This is a genomic window from Halodesulfovibrio sp. MK-HDV (assembly GCF_009914765.1).
In the GTDB taxonomy this organism is placed as follows: domain Bacteria; phylum Desulfobacterota; class Desulfovibrionia; order Desulfovibrionales; family Desulfovibrionaceae; genus Halodesulfovibrio.
Genome location: NZ_WYDS01000004.1, coordinates 173,093 through 194,835 on the forward strand (window position 1 = coordinate 173,093; position 21,743 = coordinate 194,835).

The following is a 21,743-nucleotide window of genomic DNA, read 5'->3' on the forward strand; positions in this document are numbered from 1 at the left end:
CTCCTTTTAGGGATTAAGCCTGCTGACCCTGGTTGTACTTCTCGATAGCCATTTCAATGCCGCCGACCATGTAGAAGTCGTTTTCGGCCATGTGGTCGTAGTCACCGTCAAGAATGCCTCTAAAGCCTTTGATGGTGTCTTCAAGTTTTACATACTCACCAGGGGTGCCGGTAAATACTTCCGCTACGTGGAACGGCTGGGAAAGGAAACGCTGAATACGACGTGCGCGTGCTACCACGAGCTGGTCATCATCAGAGAGTTCGTCCATACCGAGAATTGCGATGATATCCTGAAGATCTTTGTACTTCTGGAGGCTCATCTGCACTTCACGAGCGATATTGTAATGTTCTTCACCTACGACGTTCGGGTCAAGAATACGGGAGGTAGAGTCAAGCGGGTCAACCGCTGGATAAATACCAAGTTCCGCAATCTGACGAGAAAGTACAAGAGTACCGTCAAGGTGAGAGAATGTGGTTGCCGGAGCAGGGTCAGTCAAGTCATCAGCAGGTACGTATACAGCCTGAACAGAGGTAATAGAACCTTTGGTTGTGGATGTAATACGTTCCTGAAGGCCACCAAGGTCAGTACCGAGAGTAGGCTGGTAGCCTACCGCTGATGGCATACGACCGAGGAGAGCAGATACTTCTGAACCAGCCTGAGTAAAGCGGAAGATGTTGTCAACGAAGAGAAGCACGTCCTGGTTCTCTTCATCACGGTAATATTCCGCACAGGTGAGAGCAGTAAGCGCAACACGTGCACGTGCTCCCGGAGGTTCGTTCATCTGACCATATACGAGGGCGGCTTTCTCAAGAACGCCAGCGTCTTTCATTTCATGGTAAAGGTCGTTACCTTCACGGGTACGTTCACCAACACCAGCAAATACGGAGATACCACCGTGCTGCTTAGCGATGTTGTTAATCATTTCCATGAGAATAACAGTTTTACCTACACCAGCACCACCGAAGAGACCCATCTTACCACCCTTAGGGAATGGAATGAGGAGGTCTACAACTTTAATACCAGTTTCAAGAACTTCAACGTTAGTGTCCTGCTCTGTAAATGACGGAGCAGAGCGGTGAATAGGCATCATCTTTTTAGCATCGATGGGACCCATTTCATCCACTGGTTCACCAACAACGTTCATGATGCGGCCAAGGGAAGCATCACCAACTGGTACAGTAATAGCTGCGCCAGTATCGATTACTTCCATACCACGAACAAGACCTTCAGTAGCGTCCATCGCGATGGTACGAACTACGTTGTCGCCGAGGTGCTGTGCTACTTCACAGATAAGCACAGGGGCGTCGGTGTTATTCGGGTTTTCAATTTTAACAGCATTCAGAATATTCGGCAGGTTGCCATCGGCAAACTCGATATCAACAACCGCGCCGATAACCTGAACGATTTTACCTACGTTAGCCATAGCTCATTCGCTCCCTTACTTATCCTTTCAGCGCTTCAGCGCCACCGACAATATCCATTAGGTCACTGGTAATGGCGGCCTGACGAGTCTTGTTGTAGATAAGAGTCAGGTTGTCGACCATTTCGTCACAGTTCTTTGTGGCATTATCCATGGCTGCCATACGAGCTGCATGTTCTGATGCAGAGGTATCAAGCAGGCCACGATAAATCTGGACCTTAATAAAGCGGGGCAGAAGTTCTGCAAGAAGACCTTCTACAGCTGGTTCGTAAATAAACTCTTTTTTAACGCCTGAGGTATCTTCTTCAACCTCAGGTGCTTCGTCAGAGGACATAGGTAGGATCTGTTGTTCAACAGGAACCTGTTTACCCATGCTCACGAATTCACCGTAAATGAGTACAACTTCATCAAGTTCACCGCTGAGATAGGAGTGGATAAGTTCCATTCCGAGCTCGTTAGCAAGAGAGAAGTCAAAATTGCCCATAGAATCCGGGTAGCCTTTTATAAGGTCAAACTCAGATTTGTGCGCAAAATCGCGTCCTTTCTTACCTATGCAGTAGAATTTAACGTCTTTACCTTCCGCAGTCTTTGCTTTGGCAAGCTTGCCAGCCTTAGAAATAAGGCCCGCGTTGAAGCTGCCGCAAAGTCCACGGTCGGAAGTTGCAAGCACAATCGCACAAGTTTTGATTTCCTCACGGATTTCAAGAAGTGGATGTGCATTCTCGTCTGCTTTGCTGGCAAGATCGCCCAGCATTTCGTAGAATTTATCCGCATAAGGGCGGAAGCGTTCGATACGAGACTGAGCACCACGCAGTTTTGCAGAAGCAACCATGTTCATTGCTTTTGTAATCTGCTTGGTTTTCTTAACCCCGGCAATCTGTAGCTGGACATCTTTCAATGAAGGCATAAACTACACCTCCAATCCTTAAGCGCTAAAGCTTTTTTTGAACTCGTTGATAGCGGCTTTCAGGCGACCTTCAATATCGTCGTCAATGACGGCGCGTTCTTTGAGGTCAGCGAGAATGTCGGACTTAGAAGAACGAAGGAAGTCAAGTAAGCCGGATTCGAATTCACGAATACGCTCAACTTCAACGTCATCCATAAAACCACGAGTAGCAGCATACATAGACGAAATCTGATCGCAGAATTCCATTGGCTCGTACTGAGGCTGCTTAAGCAGCTCAACGAGACGGGCACCACGATTAAGTTTTGCCTGTGTAGCTTTATCAAGGTCAGAACCGAACTGAGCAAACGCTGCGAGTTCACGGTACTGAGCAAGATCAAGACGCATTGTACCTGCAACCTGCTTCATAGCCTTAATCTGAGCAGCCCCACCAACACGTGATACGGAAAGACCTACGTTAATCGCAGGACGGATACCAGCGTTGAAGAGGTTAGGCTCGAGGTAAACCTGACCATCAGTAATAGAAATTACGTTGGTAGGAATGTATGCAGATACGTCGCCTGCCTGAGTTTCAATGATAGGCAGAGCTGTCATTGAACCAGCGCCAAGACTGTCGTTAACTTTAGCTGCACGCTCAAGAAGTCTGGAGTGCAGATAGAATACGTCACCCGGGAACGCTTCGCGTCCTGGAGGGCGACGGAGCAAGAGAGACATCTGGCGGTACGCAGTAGCCTGTTTGGACAGGTCATCGTAAACGATGAGTGCGTGCTTGCCGTTGTCACGGTAGTGCTCAGCCATGGTACAACCGGTGTATGCAGAAATAAACTGCAATGGTGCCGGTTCAGAAGCGGTAGCGGAAATGATGGTTGTGTATTCCATCGCGCCGTGCTTCTTAAGGGTATCTGCTACAAGAGCAACGGTAGATTTTTTCTGACCGATCGCTACATAGAAGCAGTGAATGTCTGTATTTTTCTGTGCGAGAATAGCGTCGAGACAAACAGCTGTTTTACCAACCTGACGGTCACCGATAACCAGTTCACGCTGACCACGACCTACTGGGGTCATAGCATCAATAGCTTTAATACCGGTAGGCATTGGCTCGTGAACGGATTTACGTGCAATGATACCAGGAGCTTTAAGCTCAACAGGACGAACCTGAGGAGCGTCAACTGGACCAAGGCCGTCAATTGGCTGACCAAGTGGGTTCAAAACGCGACCCATAACTTCGTCACCAACTGGTACGGAGAAGATCTGACCAGTACGTTTTACTAAGTCGCCTTCTTTTACACCTGTGTCGTCGCCAAGAAGAGCAACACCAACGTTGTCTTCTTCGAGGTTAAGAACCATGCCCTTAAGGCCGCCTGGAAATTCCAGCAGCTCCATGGCCATGGCATTACGAACGCCGTATACACGAGCGATACCGTCACCTACGTACAGTACAGTACCGGTTTCACTCATTTCTACACGTTGTTCGTAATTCTCGATCTGGCTTTCAATAATTTGGGAGATTTCTTCTGCTTTAATCTGCATGGCCCTACTCACCCCTCTTGATGTTTTCTTTCAAGATACCCAGCTGTGCTCGAAGGCTAGCATCGAGTACCTTGTCGCCTACTTTCAGAACTACGCCGCCAAGAATGGATTCGTCAGTACTGAAAGATAGGAACAGCTTCTGGCCAGCCTGTTTTTCCAATTGGGATTTTACTTTATCGCACTTGGCCTTTGGAAGTTTGATTGCGGTAATAAATTCACCGCGAACAACACCCTGGTCGGCATCAAGTAGAACATTGTAAAAGGCTTGAATTTCCGGAATGGCGGAAAGACGCTCTTTGTCCGCAAGCAATTTGCAGAAGTTGCGGACAATCACGCTAACCTGTCCTTGATCCAATAAAGAAGCTATAACAGCTTTTTTCTCATCAACAGTGATGATTGGATTCCGGAATATTTTGCCAAGCTCAGGTGTGCTCTTGATCACTCCAGCCAGTGCATCAAGCTCCTTGCCGAAAGCTTTCAGTTCTTCCGAACCAGCTTTCTTGCCGAGGGAAAAAAGCGCCCTGGCATATCTGCGTGCTATGATGTTACCGGTCAACTGAGCACCACCTTAGTTAAGTATTTATCGATGAGTGTTTCATGGCCTTTCTTGTCGAGCTTCTTCGCAATCATCTGCTCAGCAGCATCGGCAACTAAATCTGCCATTTCTTCACGCATCTGCTCCATCGCCTGCTTTACTTCGTTTTCAGCGGCTTTGCCTGCCTGTTCCGTAATCTGACTAGCGGACTTCTCAGCGCGCTCGATGATAGCAGCTTTTGCTGCTTCACCCTGACTACGGTACTCTTCAAGAATGCTCTGGGCTTCTGCATCCATGTTGGCAATGCGCTGCTCTACGTCAGCTAGCTTGGCTTTTGCATCTGCTTTGCGGGTTTCTAGCGAAATCAATTCTTCTTCAATGCCGCTTGCGCGACCATTAAAGAATGCCTTAATTTTGCTGCCACCAGCGTACCAGATGATGCCGAGTACGACTGCGAGGGTAATTACGCGATATGCGAAGTTATCCCACGGTAAGCCATGTCCGTCGGTTTGTGCGAATGCTGTACCTGCCATAAGCAGTACCAGAATCGATGCACCGACTGTAGTTCTCAGCTTCTTCAAAGCGAACCCTCCTTCAACGCTTACGCGGCTATCCGAGTACTTTTGCGATGGTTTGTTCTGCAAGAGCGCCCACTTGCCCTTTCAGATGTTCCATTGCTTTTGCTACATCGGTAGCGACTTTCTCTCTGGATACAGCGATAGATGCTTGGGCGTCTGCGGTTGCCTTAGCTACTATACCTGCTTCCTGAGCGAGAGCGGCCTCTTTCACATTTTCGCGTTCAGCAACAGCTGCTTTGCGCGCGTCAATGAGAGCGTTCTCGTAGTTCTTGATTTTGGAGTCAGAGGCTTCGACGAACTGTTCGGCGTCGCCAAGCAACCCTAACACTTTGTCCTGGCGTTGCTTGATAATCTCCCGGATGGGGCGGATCAGGAGTGCGTTCAAGCCAACCAGCACGATGAGGAAGTTCACCAATTGGATAACTAACGTAATATCCAAATCGATCATGCCTGCTCCCTTGGTGAGGTTGTGAATTTAAGCTCAAAGTCGTTTCCGAATTAGCTGATTCACTATGTTGTGTCAAAACCTTTTTTAAAAAAAAGGGTTACTGTGTAATTAAACAGTAGCTCGGGAATGCTTGATAATCGTGCGTTAACGAAAAAAACAATGGTCCATCAGCTGTGTTTGATCAGCCTAACCATGTGAGTTTGATGGGTTACGCATAAGCGCATTATTGCACAAGTTGAAATGAAGAAAAATATAATGGTTGTAAAAAGTTGTGGCGGGGTTTTTTTTATAAAATGTAACCGTAAACAAAAAACCGCCTTCCGGCGGTTTTTTTAACAAATATCAAAGCGTGATCGGGGATTACGCAGCAGGTTCAATAATCATGGATTCAGTAGCACCGTTCATGGAGATTTGACCTTCCACTTTAGCGCCTTCTTCCATGACTAGAGCAGGGGTGTGAAGTGTGCCTACTAGGTTGGCTGTTTTGTGCAGCACAACGCGTTCTGTAGCGTATACTTCACCAGTGATGTGTCCGGACAGGATCATTTGGCTTACACGGATCTGGCCTTTCATTTTGGCATCTTTACCTACAACCAGTGTGCCTTCTGAAAATACTTCGCCGGTAAAGTTACCGTCGATGCGTACAGAGCCCTGAAAGTTAAGTTTGCCTTCGTAAACGGTGCCAGAACCTAAAAAGGCGTTGATTTCGTCTTTAGCCATTGGAGACTCCTTTCTACTCACGCACGTTGCGCATCAAAAAAATCATATAACAGGTTAATCTGTTTTGAAAACAAATCGTCGCATCGAGACATTTAGGACAAGGCCAAGAAGGCACAGGTTAACCACCGTAGCACTACCGCCGTAGCTGATAAAAGGTAGTGGAATACCAACTACCGGCATAAGACCCATCACCATTCCCATGTTGATAAGGAACTGCCAGAAGAAGTAAAAGAAAACGCCGGCGGATAAAAAAGAACCGAAACGGTCTTTAGCATCCCTGGTGGTGGTAAAGATAGCCAGTAAAAAGAGACAGAATAGAGACAGCAGTATAAGACAGCCAATAAACCCCCATTCTTCCCCAAATACAGCAATAGCAAAATCCGTATGCTTTTCCGGCAAAAAACGCAACTGTGACTGTGTGCCGCCAAGGAAGCCTTTCCCTGTCAGTTGACCGGAACCGATAGCAATTTGTGACTGGATAATCTGGTAACCTGCTCCAAGGGGGTCATCCCCCGGATTAAGAAATGTGAGCACGCGCTGCCGCTGGTAATCCAGCATGCAGAACCAGCCCACGGGAATAAGTGAAGGGATTACAATTGCACATGTTTTAAAAACACGTGGTGTAAGGCCACGGAACAGGATAATACCACCAACGTTCAACAACATGTTCAACGTTGTTCCAAGGTCCGGCTGGACTAGAATAAGTCCAGCAGGGATGGAGCAAATACCAAGCATTATGAAAAGTTCTTTCCAGTCCAGCGGATGTGCAGAACGAGAGAGAAGGCGTGCTGTAATGATGATTGTGGAAATTTTTGCCAGTTCACTCGGCTGAAAGTTGAAAAAGCCGAGATCAAGCCAGCGGCGCGCACCATAGATTGTTTTGCCTGCTACAGGAACAAGGGCGAGTGCGATGATTGTTACAATGAAGATGGGCCATGCCAGACTCTTTAAATGACGGTAGTCGATGAGTATGGATAGGATAAGAACACCGAAGCCTATGACGCCCCATACGAGCTGTTTCTGGTAGTACGCCGTTACAGCCATACCTTCCTGAGACATAAATGCACTTGCAGAATATAGGTTCAATACTCCGATGCCGAACAAGAAGATTGTAATGAGAAGCAATCCCCAGTTCATGTGTGTGAGTAAGCGTCTGTCAAATGCAATCATTTGTCATTCTCGTAAATGTAATTCAAAATATTCCGAATCATAGGGCCCGCAGTGGAGGAACCACCGCCACCGTGTTCAACCATAGTAACAACAACGAACTTTTTACCGTTGAACTTAGCCCAGGCAGCCATCCATGCATGGTCACGCTGCCAGTATTCAAGATCTTCATTTTTGAGTCGGTTGTCGTTTGCATCAATTTTCAGCTTCACTACCTGTGCAGTACCGGTTTTGCCGCCGACGATTGCTTTTTTAGTGCGCAGAATACGTGCTGTACCCCGTTTGGCTTCAACAGTTTCCTGCATTGCCTTAACAATATAGGCTCTCTGCTCGCGTGTTAGCGGAGATATACCCTGTACTTTTTTGGGCGCACCTTTGAAAAGATTTGGCTTAAGAAGCTCACCTTTTTCATTCAGCAGTGAAGAAATAAATACAGCCATCTGTACGGGGGTTACCAGAGTAAAGCCCTGACCGATAGAGGTAATAACTGTTTCTCCACCCTGCCAAGGCTGGTTGAAACGTCTACGTTTCCATGCTTTTGACGGGACAAGGCCAGAGCGTTCGTGCGGCAGATCAATACCGGTTTTGGAACCGAAACCGTTTTTGCGTGCGAATGCTTCAATTTTATCGATACCGATACGTTGTCCCATTTCGTAGAAATAGACATCACATGAGTGCACGAGTGCATCGGTCAAATTTTGCGGGCCGTGTCCCCACTTTTTCCAGCAACGGAAGGTGTGGTTACCCAGCTTGTATTTGCCGTTACACTTAATGGTTTCATTCGGGTCGATTCCTTCCTGTAAATAAAGACCTGCCATAAGCAGCTTCCAAATTGATGCAGGAGGGTAGACTGATTGAATAACGCGGTTCTGAAGCGGGAATTTTGGGTTGTCGCGTAGTTCGCCCCATTCTTTGTGACTTAAGCCGCGAGTGAACGCGTTAGGGTCAAAACTAGGGGTAGTGACAAGCGCATATAATTCGCCAGTGTCGGGATTCATTACAACAACACAACCTGCCTGACCTTCTAGCTGCTTGGCTGCAATGCGTTGCAGTTCAAGATCGATTGAAAGGCTGACAGAAGAACCGGCTGATGGTTCCTCAAGGGTCTGCGAGTTGTATTCTCGACCGGAAATATCAACTTCCATCTGCCGCAAGCCTTTTGTGCCGCGCAGAGTGTCTTCTTTTATGAGTTCAAGACCCTGTTTGCCGACGGTGTCGCCAAGGTCCAGCTCTTTAATTGCTTCAAGTTCTTTTTCGTTAGCTTCAGAAACATAGCCAAGGATGTGCGCAAAGAGTTCGCCTTCAGGATAGTATCGCTGAGGGCGGGTCATTACTTCCAAACCCGGCCAATCCAGTGAATTGGCTTCTATGATGGCTAATTGGGAAAAATCGAGAGTCGGAACAACTAAAAGAGGCTCAAATGCTTTGGTGCGCCAGCGACCCTTTTTGTACCTTTTTTCGATATTCTCGAGTGGTACACCTGTCCAAAGGCTGATCTGCTTGAGCGAGGCATCAATATCTTTTACGTCTTCGCGTACAATGCCAAGACCGTACGCAGGGCGGTTTTCTGCAAGAAGTTCGCCGTTACGGGCACGCAGCAGCCCACGGGGGGCATAGATTTGTGCCTGTCGAATTCGGTTGTCGCGGGATTTTTTTGCAAATTCGGTCCCGTGGTGAACTTGCAGGAACCAGAATCTGAGCAGAAATATGAGAAAAAGCAGAAGCACAAGCCCCTGCAGTAACCATAGTCCTGTTTTGGGTGGTTGGTAGCCATCTGGATCAAGTTGCATTGACATTACGCAGGTATCCTTGCCGTAGTGAGTACAGAATAATCCATACGAGAGGAATAATACCGGCCAGCAAGCAGCTGTCGGCGACTAACAGTTCGAAATTAACCTGGAAGTTTTGCAAGTTTGCCATCAGCATGGTGAGTCCTAAATTCCAGAACCCTAGAGCGCATGAAACCAGTACGATGAAGAAAAAGTTGTTCGCATCGAACATCCATCGACCATAATACATAAGTATCAGTGCGGAACAATACCAGAGCGTAGAGGAACCAAAGGCTATGGCGCCTGTGCCTTCCTGAATGAGGGCAAACATTGTAACAAGCCAGAAGGTCTGTCGGGGATTTTCTTCCTGCATGGAGCAGATAACCGCAGGCATGAAAAAATCCACACCTGCGATTGCAAACTGCATCCAGATAGCTGCGACTGTATAGCCGAGCCACCAGAAGATATTTTTAAAGAGAGGTCGCCTACTTTTTCGCATAACTCTGTCCGCGTGTGAAAACAGCGCTAGTTAGTTGCATTCTGTTCTGCGTTTTCAGAAGAAGCAGTTTCTCCAGATAAAGGCTTGGCTTCAATTTCCATTGTTGCAGGCGTTGCCTGAAGCAAGAGGATTTCCTCAAGGTTGCTTAAGCTGGCAAGCGGCACAGCCATTACTGTTTTGAAAAGCGAAATATCCGAATGCGTAATGGATACGATTTTGGCAATAGGCAGACCCTTAGGGTATGCACCTGCGAGACCGGATGTTACAAGCAATTCCCCTTCTGCAAGCTGTGCATTTATAGGGACATATTTAAGCTGTAATTCGTCTCGGTTTCCAGAGCCCACAAGAAGGCCACGAGTCCTGTTGCTACTGCTGATAACAGCAATGCGGCTGTTAAGATCGGTAAGCAACAGGGCAGAGGATGTAGTAGGACCGGCTTTTACAATACGGCCTACAACTCCTTCATGGGTGACAACAGGCGTGTTTTTGCTTGCGCCATCCAGATAGCCTTTATCAAGGATAATAGAATCCAGTTCAGCCTGAACTCCGATTCTGTAAGAAAGCACACGGGCAGCGACTCTGCTCCACGTTGGCGGTGGAGAGAGGCTAATAAGTGCCCTCAGTCGTTTTAACTCGGCAACATTTTCTCTGGCGTCAGCAAGTTTGAAGCTTAAATCTTCTACTTGCCTCAACAGCCGCACGTTTGCTTGTTGCACACCTTGCAGGTAGATATATTCGTCCCATAGGTTTGTAGCATTATGTACAACCCATTTGCCGGGCTTTAAAACAGCACCGGTGAATTCTAACCCTGTATTGGCAGCAAATCTATCTACCGCGCCAGAACGCATGTTCCATGAGAGCAGTAGTAGGTACAAAAGGAGAGCGGTGAACAGGAAAATAAATATGCGTTTCAGTGAGGAGTTAATCGACCGTTACCTCCTTCAAAATATCCAGATTATCAAGAGCTCTACCTGTACCCATTACAACAGTGGAGAGCGGATCGTCTACTACTGTAATAGGCAGGGAAGTTTCTTCACGCAGGAGCTGGTCGAGACCTTTAAGGAGTGCGCCGCCGCCTGTAAGAACGATGCCGCGATCAACGATATCAGCAGCAAGTTCCGGAGGAGTCTGTTCGAGCGCAATACGTACAGCCTGTACGATGGAGTCAACCTGTTCTGCGATTGCTTTGCGGATTTCTTCAGAAGTAATAGTAATGTGTTGCGGAATACCTGTTACGAGGTCGCGACCTTTTACTTCCAAAGTTTCTTCTTCGAGCATGGTATGCGCAGAAGCTATTTTGATTTTAATGTCTTCTGCAGTCGCTTCACCGATGAGCATACTGTATTTACGTTTTACGTGTGTCATAATGGCTTCGTCCATTTTGTCACCGCCAACGCGCACAGATTTTGAATAAACAACACCGGAAAGGGAAATGACTGCGACTTCAGTTGTGCCACCACCGATATCTACTACCATGTTGGAGGTAGGTTCCTGAATCGGGAGGTTCGCACCAATTGCTGCTGCCATTGGTTCTTCGATAAGGTACACTTCACGGGCACCGGCACTTTGAGCAGATTCTTTTACTGCGCGTTTTTCAACCTGAGTAATACCGGTTGGTACGCAGATAATGATTCTTGGGCGCACAAGGCGACGGGAATTGTGGACTTTGGTAATGAAATGGCGGAGCATAGCTTCGGTGATTTCAAAATCAGCGATAACGCCGTCTTTCATCGGACGAATCGCCTGAATGTTACCCGGGGTACGTCCAAGCATTCGCTTGGCATCTTGCCCTACAGCAAGTACAACGCTGCCGCCGCGGTTGTCTTTTTTAACAGCAACTACGGAAGGCTCACGGAGTACAATGCCTTGCCCTTTTACGTAAACGCATGTGTTTGCAGTACCAAGGTCAATAGCAAGGTCGTTGGAAAACATTCCAAGAAGAAAATTTAATGCGTTGGCCATATGCTCTCGCTTGCTTTGGTCTATAAGATGTGTCTGTTACATCGTAACCTGTTGAAAACTTGTAAATTAGAGAATAATTCAAAAGTATGAATAGATATCTCCAATTGGCAACTTACTTTCGCTATCGTTTTGCTGAACGTGTACAAAAAATCCCTCTGGATGCCGGGGCGACCTGTCCCAACCGAGATGGTACTCTTTCCCGTGCAGGTTGCATCTTTTGTAATCCCTCCGGATCGGGTTCCGGAATGGGGATCCAGGGGATGAATTTGAATGATCAGTGGGATGCCTGGTATAATAAATATACACGCACTCAAAACGCGAGATTGTTTATAGCCTATTTGCAGTCTTTTTCCAATACTTATGGGCCTGCTGAAAAACTCTCTGAAAATCTCACTTCTATCGCATCTTTACAGGGTGTTATGGGTGTGTCAATCGGAACTCGGCCAGATTGTGTCGATACAGAAAAGTTAGATATTATCGCAAGTCAGGATTTAGACGAGATTTGGCTTGAACTGGGGCTTCAGTCTGCACACGACCGTACTTTATCACTGATAAACCGTGGTCATACTTATGAAGATTTCGTTCATGCGGTCAATTTAGCCGCAGATCGCGGTATCAAAGTCTGTGCGCATCTCATTGCGGGCTTACCGAATGAAACTACTGATGATTTTTTACAGACTGTGGAAATGGTGAGCAAACTTCCCATCCGCGGTATCAAATTTCATAGTTTATATGTTGCAGACAACACAGTACTTGCAAAAATGTGGCGTAGTGGCGAATACATTCCTATAACCGAAGAAGAATTTATTGATGCCATAGTTCGTGCAGTGCCAAAAGTGCCAAGTACAATGATCATCCAGCGACTCACAGGTGATGCTCTTATCGGCGAATTGCTTGCTCCGGATTGGGGAATTTCTAAGCGAGAGCAGATAGACAAGATTATGGCTGAGCTTGTTACCCGTGACACATGGCAGGGAAAAGAGGTCGATGCTCCTGATGGTATTCCACTGTGGTTTACAATCAGAGAAAATCTGCCACGACGTCGACGTGATCAGTGGGACATCGAATATGACGCTGTTGCAAAACAGATGGGCTTTTTGGCGCGATAGCCAGTATGCAGACACACATCTTTAAGCGTGCGAGTGAATATGTTTTTACCTGAGATTGAACAGATCGTCGGCAACAAGCTTCGCCTGATTCTTAATTGGCAGGATGACAAGCTTGTAGAGCTTTCACTACTATGGGCAGACGGAGAAGTCTCGACACCAGAATTGTCAGAAACAGGCAAGCAGTTACTCGAATGTCTTTTGAGTTATGAGGCAGGTGAGCATGTTCACTGGCCGGACATTTCATTTGCTCTTGAAAATATGACGCCGTTTGGTCAAAAGGTTCTTACAGCGCTGATGCAGGTTCCATATGGTGAGACTGTTTCCTATGGAGAACTGGCAGCCCTTGCAGGAAGTCCCAACGCTGCTCGCGGCGTAGGTCAGATTATGGCTCGCAACCGTTGGCCGCTCATCATTCCGTGTCACCGCGTTGTGGCTGCGTCAGGAATCGGCGGATTCTCTGGTCAGGGATTGACCATGAAGCGTTATCTACTTGGCATCGAAGGCGTCTTACCCAAAGTTAGGTAAAAATTTTATATGCCTCCGGCGGGCAGAGGGGGAACCCCGTTTAGATTGATGACAAAACCGCGCATTGCTGCGTTTCTTCGGAAAAACCAAACTCTCACATACCTTCATGTATGAATCGATCTTGGTTTTTCCTCGTGCCTTGCATTGCACGCCTTTGTCTCAATCTAATCATTCTTGATTTAAATGAATTTTCCTCTCAGGCTCCCCTCCTGAACAAAAGGGTTGGAGGGATTTCAACTTATCGAAAAAAAATTGAAAACATGCGACGTTTAACTCGCGGTCAAGGGGGCGTCCCCCTTGCGGGTGCAGGGCAGAGCCCTTGCCCACCGGAGGTCTGTTGCTGGAGAAATGAATGACGAGTAAGCAGACTTCAATAGACTCAGTCTTGAAGCGCATGAAAAAGTTGAAGGTTGGGCAGTGCGTAGACATGCGTTCATTCAAGCGCAACCGTTCTGTCGTAATTGTTTGCTGTGGCGAAGATTCGTTTCGCGTGATCGAGGATGGATTTTTTCAGGAAGTGTGGGATAATCAGAGCGCAGAAAAAGTAAAACGACTGTTGAAAACATTGCTGAAAAAAGAATTCCCGCGTTCCAACAAAATTCGTTTGTACACTCTTGATTCGTATGAAGATGCTAATGTGAACCGAATGGCACACGGCGCTGGGCGGTACGGTGAAACGTGTCCTACAAAAAAAGTAGAAGACTAAGCGCCATTACGGCCATTCCGAGTACCAGTCCGTACATTGAAAGATGATGTTCACCGTATTCTTGAGCAGTTGGGAGCAGTTCATCTAACGAGATGAAGACCATAATCCCGGCAACGCTGGCGAAAATGATGCCGAATACAGTCGGCGTGAGGAAAGGCATAAGTAATAAGTAGCCTATGAGCGCACCTACCGGCTCTGCGAGTCCGGAAAGGAACGACAGGGTGAAGGCTTTGCCTCTACTTTCTGTTGCATAGTAGATAGGAACTGCAACAGCGATTCCTTCCGGAATGTTGTGGATAGCGATAGCAACGGCAATGGCAAAACCGAGGTTAGGATCGGTTAATGCTGCCGTAAAGGTTGCAAGCCCTTCAGGAAAGTTATGAATGCCAATGGCAAGCGCGGTAAAGACACCCATCCTGAGCAGTTTTTTATCTTTTTGCTCGGGTGTTTCCTGCTCCATCTTGTCTTCTAGCGAATCAATTTCTTCAATTTTATGAATTTCATGCGGGTTTTCTTCGGACGGGACTAGCCTGTCGATGATACCGATGAAGAGTACCCCACCAAAGAACGCGGCAACCGTCGCCCACATACCATGCACATCACCCAGTTCTGCTTGCAATGCTATTTTTGCCTTCACGAAAATTTCTACGAACGACACATAAAGCATGACTCCGGCAGAAAATCCCAGCGCGACGGAAAGAAAGCTCGTGTTTGTTTTCTTTGTGAAAAAAGCAAGCACAGAGCCGATGCCTGTTGCCAGACCGGCAAAGAGTGTGAGCCCGAAGGCAAAGAAAATAGTTTCAGAATCGTGCATGGGGGTCCTTACGTGGAGATGTAGAAGGCGTATGTAAGGTGTGAGTATACCAAATTAAAAATAAATTGGTTGTATAGAACTACATAAGAAAACCGCTGAATGTCTTACAGCGGTTTTTTATATCTTAATGCCCGGAGTGATCCATTACGTGGTTTAGATCTACAGTATTTTGTGTGATCAGCCCACCTTCTATCCAGAATCGTGTCAGGTTCCATTCGTCTACATCAATGTAGTCGATGCGTCCTGAGCATTCTTTGGTGAGGTGCGGTTTAATCGCGTCTATGAATTCATCCATCATAAAATAAATGCCTTCAAAGCTGATGGTAAAGAATGTGCCATCCAACTCAACTGCATTTTCGTCCTGTTCTTCAATCATAGCCAGTGCGGCTGCAAAGAGTTCAGGACTGGCGTTTGATATGCTTCCGTATACTTTAATAAGAATGTGTTCCATGGGGGCAGATGGTGCCTTCTTTGTTGTCGGCGGGCAAGAAAAAATTACACAGCAGGCGGCTGTTCGTCGCTGGCGTTTGGATCAGTTGCCACAACAAAACAGTTCCGTCCTTGGTGTTTTGCATCATACAACGCCATATCTGCTCTTCTGTAGAGAGAGCTTGCGTCATCTTTGGGGATGTATTCTGTAATGCCGATACTGAAGGTCACGTTAGGGCTGATTGGTGATGCGGGGTGATAAATCATCAGCTTTGCAAGAGCATCCTGCATTTGGTCAGCGATTTTTATAGCTTGTTCTTGGTTGCAGGAGGGAAGTATCAACGCGAATTCTTCTCCGCCGATTCTTGCTGCAGTATCAATAGCGCGGCGTGCATGTTTCGAAATAACTTTTGCGATGCCTTTAATGCAACGATCACCGGCTTGATGGCCTAGATGGTCGTTGTACTGTTTGAAATAATCAACATCTATGAGAAGCAGGGCGAGTGGCTTTTCGAACCGTCGAGCGACTTCCAGCCCCTGATCGATGGCTTCGTTATATCCTTTACGGTTTGCGATCTTGGTCAGTTCGTCCACGCGTACCATCGCTCTAAGTTTTTCTGTAAGAACTTCGTTTTCAACAAATTGTTCTGTGCAGAAAGAAAGCCAGTAGCGAAGGGTGTATAAGCTGCCACAGATTAGTGCAGGAAATTTCAGTACGGAAAGTAACATTCCGAGAGGTGTTTTATCGCTGTATCCGATAACCAGATATAAGTATGCCACAAGCATTGTAGGGAAAGCTGCAAGCAGTAATGCCGGACGTGCATACCAGCCGATTACCAGTGAAAAAGCACCAATAACAACACCACGGGAGGCAGGTTCCGGTGCGTTCCAAAAGTAAGCTGTATTTACTGTAGAAGCAGCCCAGAAGAGGCCAATACAGAGGGCTGCTACGAGCCAGCTAGGATGCGAGGCACGTTTACTTTTGACTGCAAAATGAATGCATATTGCGCCAATGATGAGAAAGGAAGTGTGGACTGTGTTACAGATCACGCCGAATGGTGTAATCAGTTCATGGTCTTTAATAACATAGTATATATTTAATGTTTGAAGGACGCAGGAAGAGAAAAGAACCCAATAAGTACCGATTTTTAAATTCTTGTGATAGATAATATCTTTAAGGTCTTCTGTGCTTATTGTACTTGTTTTCATAACACCCCCTACCTGCTTTATTTTCAGAATAATTCTAAAAATGAAGTGGGCGCATAACAGAATCGTGCGCCCACTAGATAGTATGTCTACATATTTACTATGGTAGTTGATGTAGTGAAGTCAATATAAAAGGGGGGTTGTATGTATGGAGCGTTTACCAGAGTGTTATAGGAACCTCTATAATGTGAACATTCCATTTTCATAAACGGTTTTGCGTTTTCCGTCTGGAAGAATTGCGACGACACGTTTTTCTTCTGTGTTCACCAAGTCCCAATGTAGAGCAGAGGAATTGAATCCAAGAGTTTTTCTCGTATCTTCTGTTAGTTGTTCTGTATCGCCACTAAAGGTGTTTGAATAAGAATTACCTAATGCAATATGCATTGATCCATTCTCTCCACCATGGTTTTCATCATATAAGGTGTTCGCCATGAATGCAGAAATAGGAGAGAAGCGTTTGTCTACCAGTGCAAATTCACCCACAAGAGCAGCGCCAGCGTCCTGATTAAGCTGTTGTTCTACAAAAGCCTGATTATGGTCAGCTGTAACTTTAGTTACGCGTCCCTCTTTAAATATGAGTTGAATATCTCCGATGATATTGCCGGAACGGAATGTTGGAAGAGTGGATTTGTATACGCCGGTTGTATGGTGCATGTCCGGTGAAACATACATTTCAAACGATGGAATGTTACGGCCGGTAAAGCCAACCCATTTACGACGTTGTCCGATTCGAACGCTCATATCCACTGATTCTGATTCGATCTGCATTGTGCAGTCGCCAAAACTGTCCAGCCATTCTGTCAGCTCATCTACTTTTTTTGCAAACAGACGCCATTCAAGCGTTGGATCTGGCTTATTGAGGTAACATGCCTTTTCAATCTGACGGGCATATTCTTCAAGGCTAAGTCCTGCCTGTGCAGCCAATGCCTGTGTAGGATACATGCATAATGTCCAGCTGAACACACCCATGTCTTCCCGTGTTTGCATAATAGAACGTAGCGGTTGCTGCGCTTTTCCGTGCATCGCAATTAATTCTGGATCAATATCCGCGAGATGACCAAGTGATGCAGGGGCATAAATGGAGATAGATCCATTTAGATGATTGTATAAATCGCGCTGTCCAGGAATGATCGTAGTAAGGCGCTTGTTGTTGGCCTTGGAGTATTTATCAACCTGCATACGAGGCGTTTCATTCATACGAGGTACCGGAATCATTCCCTTGTCATGGAGGAGAGAGCACACCTCTTCTGCCAAAGGAAGTCCATCTATGTCGTAATTTACCAGAATGATATCGCTTTTTTTGTACGAGGCAGTGCGAGCTCTTGATAATGCCCAATAGAGTACTTCGGCGTATCGTTCCAATGTTAAAGTGTCGTACATATATTCTCCGTTCAGACTTCAGCAGATGCATTTGCTGTATTCTGAAATTGTTACTGTTCTAAGAAAACACAGTTTTTTAAATTGTGACCGGAAGAAGGCAGTAGTGCAAGGGGATTTCAGCGTAATGTAATGAGTCATGCAGTGCGAATGTGCGCATGATACATCATCTTTTAGGATTGATCATTTATGTAATGTACCTGTTTGAAATTAGATTGTATGGTTATACCATATATTCTGAGAATTCTTGCCAGAGGGGAGTGTATGTTTATTCGATGTTGGGGAGCACGCGGGAATATACCGGTTTCCGGTTCGGAAACGCAGATTTATGGTGGAGCAACATCATGTCTTGAGGTGCGCACATCTGATCAGTCAGTTATCATTTGTGATGCCGGAACAGGCATACGTAATCTCGGTAATGCTCTTTTGAAAGAACAACGGCTGGAGTACTCCCTGTTACTTACGCATGGACATGACGACCATTTGGAAGGGCTTCCATTTTTTGAGCCGTTATATACTGTTAATACGCGCATCATCGTTTTTGAACATAAGGAATTGCGGAATAAATTGTCAAAAATGTGTGATCCTCTGGAAGCGCAGGTGTTTTCTCCGCAGTGCACCCGTTCAGTGGAGGCCGCAATTGAATGGAAGCCTGCATTGGAACATGGGCATGTAAGAGAAATAGGGAGCGCGTTTGTAACATCCATTCCTGCCTCACACCCCGGTAGTTGTGCGGGGTTTAAAATTACAGAACGCGGCAAGACCGTGGTGTATTTGCCAGATAACGAACTTGGGTTCGATCATGGTGCGAATATGGATTTTGCTGCATATGTCCGACTATGCAGCGGAGCTGATTTACTCGTACATGATGCGCAGTACACGTGTGATGAATATATTAACTGGAAAGGGCGTGGTCATTCTTCATGGAGACAGGCGCTGGAACTAGCGATTGCGGCAGGTGTTCAGCAATTTGGATTGTTTCATCACGACTCAGATCGAACCGATGAGCAACTATCTACTATTATAGAAGAATGCAAGCGTGAGGCTGCCCAGCGTTCTCCAAGGCTTTTATGTTTCGCAATGCGCGAAGGCTCTGAAATCGTGTTGTCCTAGCTATTTTTCAATTCTTCATTCGAGACAGAACTTAAGTGCACCTTGTTGCTACGAGGAAATTCCTGCTTGAGTAGTGTCTTCATCTCTTTTTTCAACTTACTTTCATCCAGCTCATACTCGGCGTCGGTAAATCCGTGTCGAGTAATGCGCAGTGTTGTGTCACTGATTCGACGTATTGTTATGTGTCGATCTTTTTTGAACGTGGCAATACGAATTCCCTGCAAAATTTCTAACGAGGCGACACGCGAGAGCACTGTCGGGATAGTCCGGTTAATGTCAATCATTGGTTGATCATACTCTCCAAGTTTTTGAACTTCAAGGTGCCCGAGAGCATTTTTTAGACCCAAATTATCCTTTTATACCCCTGTATATGGCGGCTGTTAGCCTGTTTATAGGTGAGCGTTATTTTGTGCAAAGAATTTGCCGAGATATAAATACTGAATGCGCAATGAGTCTAGAGAGTTAAGTGTTTTAGTGCTTTTTTATATCTACATGATTTAAACAAAGAAAAAGCAGTGGCTAAGAACGCAGAATATAATAGCGAACTCCCTTTTTCAGGGTATGGTGGATACATGGATGCTTGTTTCCGAAGGTTTGCGGAGACAGCAGAGTTAAGCCAAGTCGACCGGCAGCAGTTGACTTGCAGTGTGGCAAGGCAGCGATGCCACACAACTCATCCTCCTCCCTTGCAGCGTCGGCCGTGCCCCTTACCCCTCGGGCACGGCCGACTCGTCTTTTGTGGTTCGTGAAGTGGGGGGCGTGGAGGGACGATGAATGGCTGCAATGCTCGATTACTGCGTTATCAGTGAAAATCCTTCACATCGACGTAGCACTGCTACGCCTTCGTTCGAATTTTCCCTGATGCCTTGTCCTCAAACATTTCGCTCATCCCTCGTCCCTCCACGCCTCCCACTTCACGAACATTAAAAGAGTAAGATTAAGCGTAATATTTATCTGTTAAGAATGGAAAATGTTGGAATATTCAAGAGATAAATTGTTGAATGTATCAAGAAAACCTTTCGGTTGGATAATGGAAGTATGTTGAGATGAGTGATGTTGGTATTTGATTGATCAAGAAATGGTTACGGGTCATTCCCAAAAAGAACAAAAAAAGGATGGAGTTAAAAACTCCATCCTTTTTTATTGAATTTACCAGTAAGCCGAAATGTGCATAAAGAAATGAAAGCTAATCGCTAATCGCAGTCGAGAGGGCGTCCCTCNTCGCGGGGATGCAAGGGGCTGGNCCCTTTGCCCGCCGGAGGCATAACAAAACCTCAAAAAGCGCCGCAGGCACAAAAGCATAAAAGACAAAAAGGCAGATCCTACCGCTTACACATTCCACGGGCGATGCCCCAATTCAATTCTTTACAAAAACCTAGTTCACATCCTTTGCGGTAATTTACGCACATAGAGATGTAATCTTTGAGCACAAGATCTGCTGAACCGTGCGAGATGTAAAGATGTGGATTGTCGGGCGATAGCAAGATGGCTTTGTCGTAATCTACGATCGCCATGTACGCGAGATTTGCCCGTACGTACGCTGTGCCTCTGTCGTGCAATGCCACAGTGAGGTCTGGTTCCAGATCAATGGCGTCATTGTAGTAACGAATAGCTTCGACGGTATCTTTCAGCTGAAAAAGGATGCTTCCTTTTGCATGCAGAAGGATTGGCTCATTTGGAGCAGATCGCAGAAGCAGGTTTACTTTTTCAAGCATTTGCTTTGGATTTTTCCAGAGTCCCTGATCGTATTCTGGAACGAGCTTTCTGTACGCTTTAAGAGCGCGTAGCCTGTTTGCGAGATTGTCAAAAAAGAACTGTGTTTTTGACTCAAGATTAAGCAAATAGGTTTTCTGCTTGTCGCCAAAAACTTTTGCCGAAAAATCTTGCAGGTAGCCTTCTTCTGCCATGAACATGGCTTCATGAATTGCTGAACAACTTGTCGGTTTAAGTGCAAGCAACCTTTTTTCATCGAACTGTTTGATTGGGGAAACCGTGACCTCTACGTTAATGTAGTTGCCATCTATGTCCTTAGTCCGGAATATTTTTGATCGATGAAACTTGTAGAGCTGGGTTGCGACAATGGCCTCTTCCCTTACTGACAGTGCTGGCGACTTACTTGATCTCAATGCAGTTTCTTGCCGATATTCAATCCATCGGGATGCACGAATGAATGCTCCGTGCAGTGCAAACGCTTCAGCAATGACTGTGGCTGCCTGCTGGGTAAGCGAGTGGCCATAGTTGATTTTTACTGTATGCGAAAAAGGCACAGGAGCAAGCGGCTCTGGTGTAGCAAGCGCTGGCGCATAGGTGCAGAGGCACAAGCCTATTGTCGTAAGAACAGCAGTAAGAGATTGAAGCATTTTCATAGTACTACTGGGCGGGAAGAATCATTGGGACAGCAGGATTAATTGCTTCCTGTAATAACTCGGCAAGTAACGGCTCAATGATGTTGGTGTACGGCACGCCTTGTTTTACCACGGTTGCTCTGTAGGTTGTCTGTAACCCATTGTTTACACCAACTGCGATAGTAAGTTCGCCACGGTATTCACCTGCAGAAAGAGGTGTGACCTTGAGCTGTGTAATGGTGCCAGTTACACGAGTTGGAAGATTTTTAATTTGGCTTGGGCTAAGAACGTATTCAACGGTTGCGCCTTGGCGGGTGAGCTCGTTTTCGAGCCCTCGTGTAACCCAAGCTGCAACATTGGACACGGGAGTTAATTCCTTGCCCTTTTCGATGCCAAGAATTTTTGTGGTGCGTGCGTCAGTAAACTGAACAATACCAATTGTCGCTTTGTGCTGCTTTTCCACAGCAGGAAGCTCTTCTGCTGGAACATACCGTAAACGTACTTGGGATGATGCACAGCCGGAAATGGTCAGCAGTACTGCGCAAAGGATGAATACTAAAGATCGGTGAGCGCGAAACATGTGGCCT

At 46.3% G+C, this 21,743-nt stretch carries 23 protein-coding genes; 4 read left to right on the forward strand and 19 right to left on the reverse strand.

What is annotated here, in order from left to right; all coding sequences use genetic code 11:
- Positions 1–13 precede the first annotated feature (13 nt).
- The 12 genes from atpD to MKHDV_RS04700 all read right to left on the reverse strand — a co-directional run bounded on the left by atpD (position 14) and on the right by MKHDV_RS04700 (position 11,532).
- The gene (gene atpD / locus MKHDV_RS04645) at positions 14–1,423 is read right to left on the reverse strand and encodes a F0F1 ATP synthase subunit beta (protein ID WP_160712732.1); all 1,410 of its coding nucleotides are present in this window, start codon (positions 1,421–1,423) and stop codon (positions 14–16) included.
- A gap of 19 nt (positions 1,424–1,442) precedes the next feature.
- Complete coding sequence (locus MKHDV_RS04650) at positions 1,443–2,327, reverse strand: F0F1 ATP synthase subunit gamma (protein WP_160712734.1); 885 nt, start codon at positions 2,325–2,327, stop codon at positions 1,443–1,445.
- Positions 2,328–2,345: 18 nt separating this feature from the next.
- Complete coding sequence (gene atpA, locus MKHDV_RS04655) at positions 2,346–3,854, reverse strand: F0F1 ATP synthase subunit alpha (RefSeq protein WP_160712736.1); 1,509 nt, start codon at positions 3,852–3,854, stop codon at positions 2,346–2,348.
- Positions 3,855–3,858: 4 nt separating this feature from the next.
- On the reverse strand, positions 3,859–4,410 hold the full coding sequence (atpH, locus tag MKHDV_RS04660) for an ATP synthase F1 subunit delta (RefSeq protein WP_160712738.1): 552 nt from the start codon (positions 4,408–4,410) through the stop codon (positions 3,859–3,861).
- Positions 4,407–4,970: an ATP synthase F0 subunit B gene (locus tag MKHDV_RS04665; RefSeq protein WP_160712740.1), complete on the reverse strand. Its 564-nt coding sequence runs from the start codon at positions 4,968–4,970 to the stop codon at positions 4,407–4,409. Before MKHDV_RS04665 ends, atpH begins: the two co-directional genes overlap by 4 nt.
- Positions 4,971–4,998: 28 nt before the next feature.
- Positions 4,999–5,415 carry an ATP synthase F0 subunit B gene (locus tag MKHDV_RS04670; RefSeq protein ID WP_160712742.1) on the reverse strand — a complete coding sequence of 139 codons (417 nt, stop codon included), beginning with the start codon at positions 5,413–5,415 and terminating at the stop codon, positions 4,999–5,001.
- A gap of 360 nt (positions 5,416–5,775) precedes the next feature.
- Positions 5,776–6,135, reverse strand: coding sequence for a polymer-forming cytoskeletal protein (locus MKHDV_RS04675; protein WP_160712744.1), 360 nt, complete (start codon positions 6,133–6,135; stop codon positions 5,776–5,778).
- A gap of 54 nt (positions 6,136–6,189) precedes the next feature.
- Positions 6,190–7,305, reverse strand: a complete 1,116-nt coding sequence (rodA, locus tag MKHDV_RS04680; protein WP_160712746.1) for a rod shape-determining protein RodA — start codon at positions 7,303–7,305, stop codon at positions 6,190–6,192.
- Positions 7,302–9,098 carry a penicillin-binding protein 2 gene (gene mrdA, locus MKHDV_RS04685; protein WP_160712748.1) on the reverse strand — a complete coding sequence of 599 codons (1,797 nt, stop codon included), beginning with the start codon at positions 9,096–9,098 and terminating at the stop codon, positions 7,302–7,304. The genes rodA and mrdA overlap by 4 nt, the downstream gene beginning before the upstream one ends.
- Positions 9,082–9,570, reverse strand: coding sequence for a hypothetical protein (locus tag MKHDV_RS04690; RefSeq protein ID WP_160712750.1), 489 nt, complete (start codon positions 9,568–9,570; stop codon positions 9,082–9,084). The genes mrdA and MKHDV_RS04690 overlap by 17 nt, the downstream gene beginning before the upstream one ends.
- A 26-nt stretch (positions 9,571–9,596) precedes the next feature.
- Positions 9,597–10,418 (reverse strand): rod shape-determining protein MreC, encoded by an 822-nt coding sequence (gene mreC / locus MKHDV_RS04695; RefSeq protein ID WP_160712752.1) that lies wholly within the window; start codon positions 10,416–10,418, stop codon positions 9,597–9,599.
- Positions 10,419–10,491: 73 nt separating this feature from the next.
- Entirely contained in the window at positions 10,492–11,532 is a 1,041-nt protein-coding gene (locus MKHDV_RS04700; protein ID WP_160712754.1) for a rod shape-determining protein, read from the reverse strand.
- Between the two features lie 86 nt (positions 11,533–11,618).
- Here MKHDV_RS04700 and MKHDV_RS04705 point away from each other — a divergent pair, with 86 nt between their 5' ends.
- The 3 genes from MKHDV_RS04705 to MKHDV_RS04715 all read left to right on the forward strand — a co-directional run bounded on the left by MKHDV_RS04705 (position 11,619) and on the right by MKHDV_RS04715 (position 13,872).
- Complete coding sequence (locus MKHDV_RS04705; RefSeq protein WP_160712756.1) at positions 11,619–12,641, forward strand: TIGR01212 family radical SAM protein; 1,023 nt, start codon at positions 11,619–11,621, stop codon at positions 12,639–12,641.
- A 39-nt stretch (positions 12,642–12,680) separates the two neighbouring features.
- Positions 12,681–13,166: a methylated-DNA--[protein]-cysteine S-methyltransferase gene (locus tag MKHDV_RS04710; protein ID WP_160712858.1), complete on the forward strand. Its 486-nt coding sequence runs from the start codon at positions 12,681–12,683 to the stop codon at positions 13,164–13,166.
- 352 nt (positions 13,167–13,518) lie between these two features.
- Positions 13,519–13,872, forward strand: coding sequence for a hypothetical protein (locus MKHDV_RS04715; protein ID WP_160712758.1), 354 nt, complete (start codon positions 13,519–13,521; stop codon positions 13,870–13,872).
- Here MKHDV_RS04715 and zupT read toward each other — a convergent pair.
- From zupT to MKHDV_RS04735, 4 genes are all read right to left on the reverse strand, one after another.
- Entirely contained in the window at positions 13,850–14,686 is an 837-nt protein-coding gene (zupT, locus tag MKHDV_RS04720) for a zinc transporter ZupT (protein WP_160712760.1), read from the reverse strand. The genes MKHDV_RS04715 and zupT overlap by 23 nt on opposite strands.
- Positions 14,687–14,810: 124 nt before the next feature.
- Complete coding sequence (locus MKHDV_RS04725) at positions 14,811–15,137, reverse strand: hypothetical protein (protein ID WP_160712762.1); 327 nt, start codon at positions 15,135–15,137, stop codon at positions 14,811–14,813.
- 44 nt (positions 15,138–15,181) lie between these two features.
- Positions 15,182–16,324, reverse strand: coding sequence for a GGDEF domain-containing protein (locus MKHDV_RS04730; RefSeq protein ID WP_160712764.1), 1,143 nt, complete (start codon positions 16,322–16,324; stop codon positions 15,182–15,184).
- Between the two features lie 177 nt (positions 16,325–16,501).
- On the reverse strand, positions 16,502–17,701 hold the full coding sequence (locus MKHDV_RS04735) for an aminopeptidase (protein ID WP_160712766.1): 1,200 nt from the start codon (positions 17,699–17,701) through the stop codon (positions 16,502–16,504).
- Positions 17,702–17,962: 261 nt separating this feature from the next.
- Between MKHDV_RS04735 and MKHDV_RS04740 the strand changes: the two genes are divergently transcribed.
- Positions 17,963–18,811, forward strand: a complete 849-nt coding sequence (locus tag MKHDV_RS04740) for an MBL fold metallo-hydrolase (protein WP_160712768.1) — start codon at positions 17,963–17,965, stop codon at positions 18,809–18,811.
- Here the strand turns inward: MKHDV_RS04740 and MKHDV_RS04745 are convergent.
- The 3 genes from MKHDV_RS04745 to MKHDV_RS04755 all read right to left on the reverse strand — a co-directional run bounded on the left by MKHDV_RS04745 (position 18,808) and on the right by MKHDV_RS04755 (position 21,736).
- Positions 18,808–19,158, reverse strand: coding sequence for a hypothetical protein (locus MKHDV_RS04745; RefSeq protein ID WP_160712770.1), 351 nt, complete (start codon positions 19,156–19,158; stop codon positions 18,808–18,810). The two genes, MKHDV_RS04740 and MKHDV_RS04745, sit on opposite strands and share 4 nt — an antisense overlap.
- A 975-nt stretch (positions 19,159–20,133) precedes the next feature.
- Positions 20,134–21,177 (reverse strand): tetratricopeptide repeat protein, encoded by a 1,044-nt coding sequence (locus tag MKHDV_RS04750; RefSeq protein WP_160712772.1) that lies wholly within the window; start codon positions 21,175–21,177, stop codon positions 20,134–20,136.
- Between the two features lie 4 nt (positions 21,178–21,181).
- Complete coding sequence (locus tag MKHDV_RS04755; RefSeq protein WP_160712774.1) at positions 21,182–21,736, reverse strand: hypothetical protein; 555 nt, start codon at positions 21,734–21,736, stop codon at positions 21,182–21,184.
- Positions 21,737–21,743: the final 7 nt, after the last annotated feature.

Excerpts from the sequence above, each read along its gene's own strand:
- atpD (WP_160712732.1), bottom strand. The coding sequence starts at position 1,423 with ATGGCTAACGTAGGTAAAATCGTTCAGGTTATCGGCGCGGTTGTTGAT.
- MKHDV_RS04650 (WP_160712734.1), bottom strand. The coding sequence starts at position 2,327 with ATGCCTTCATTGAAAGATGTCCAGCTACAGATTGCCGGGGTTAAGAAA.
- atpA (WP_160712736.1), bottom strand. The coding sequence starts at position 3,854 with ATGCAGATTAAAGCAGAAGAAATCTCCCAAATTATTGAAAGCCAGATC.
- MKHDV_RS04670 (WP_160712742.1), bottom strand. The coding sequence starts at position 5,415 with ATGATCGATTTGGATATTACGTTAGTTATCCAATTGGTGAACTTCCTC.
- MKHDV_RS04675 (WP_160712744.1), bottom strand. The coding sequence starts at position 6,135 with ATGGCTAAAGACGAAATCAACGCCTTTTTAGGTTCTGGCACCGTTTAC.
- rodA (WP_160712746.1), bottom strand. The coding sequence starts at position 7,305 with ATGATTGCATTTGACAGACGCTTACTCACACACATGAACTGGGGATTG.
- mrdA (WP_160712748.1), bottom strand. The coding sequence starts at position 9,098 with ATGTCAATGCAACTTGATCCAGATGGCTACCAACCACCCAAAACAGGA.
- MKHDV_RS04690 (WP_160712750.1), bottom strand. The coding sequence starts at position 9,570 with ATGCGAAAAAGTAGGCGACCTCTCTTTAAAAATATCTTCTGGTGGCTC.
- mreC (WP_160712752.1), bottom strand. The coding sequence starts at position 10,418 with ATGCGTTCTGGCGCGGTAGATAGATTTGCTGCCAATACAGGGTTAGAA.
- MKHDV_RS04700 (WP_160712754.1), bottom strand. The coding sequence starts at position 11,532 with ATGGCCAACGCATTAAATTTTCTTCTTGGAATGTTTTCCAACGACCTT.
- MKHDV_RS04705 (WP_160712756.1), top strand. The coding sequence starts at position 11,619 with ATGAATAGATATCTCCAATTGGCAACTTACTTTCGCTATCGTTTTGCT.
- MKHDV_RS04710 (WP_160712858.1), top strand. The coding sequence starts at position 12,681 with ATGTTTTTACCTGAGATTGAACAGATCGTCGGCAACAAGCTTCGCCTG.
- MKHDV_RS04715 (WP_160712758.1), top strand. The coding sequence starts at position 13,519 with ATGACGAGTAAGCAGACTTCAATAGACTCAGTCTTGAAGCGCATGAAA.
- zupT (WP_160712760.1), bottom strand. The coding sequence starts at position 14,686 with ATGCACGATTCTGAAACTATTTTCTTTGCCTTCGGGCTCACACTCTTT.
- MKHDV_RS04725 (WP_160712762.1), bottom strand. The coding sequence starts at position 15,137 with ATGGAACACATTCTTATTAAAGTATACGGAAGCATATCAAACGCCAGT.
- MKHDV_RS04730 (WP_160712764.1), bottom strand. The coding sequence starts at position 16,324 with ATGAAAACAAGTACAATAAGCACAGAAGACCTTAAAGATATTATCTAT.
- MKHDV_RS04735 (WP_160712766.1), bottom strand. The coding sequence starts at position 17,701 with ATGTACGACACTTTAACATTGGAACGATACGCCGAAGTACTCTATTGG.
- MKHDV_RS04740 (WP_160712768.1), top strand. The coding sequence starts at position 17,963 with ATGTTTATTCGATGTTGGGGAGCACGCGGGAATATACCGGTTTCCGGT.
- MKHDV_RS04750 (WP_160712772.1), bottom strand. The coding sequence starts at position 21,177 with ATGAAAATGCTTCAATCTCTTACTGCTGTTCTTACGACAATAGGCTTG.
- MKHDV_RS04755 (WP_160712774.1), bottom strand. The coding sequence starts at position 21,736 with ATGTTTCGCGCTCACCGATCTTTAGTATTCATCCTTTGCGCAGTACTG.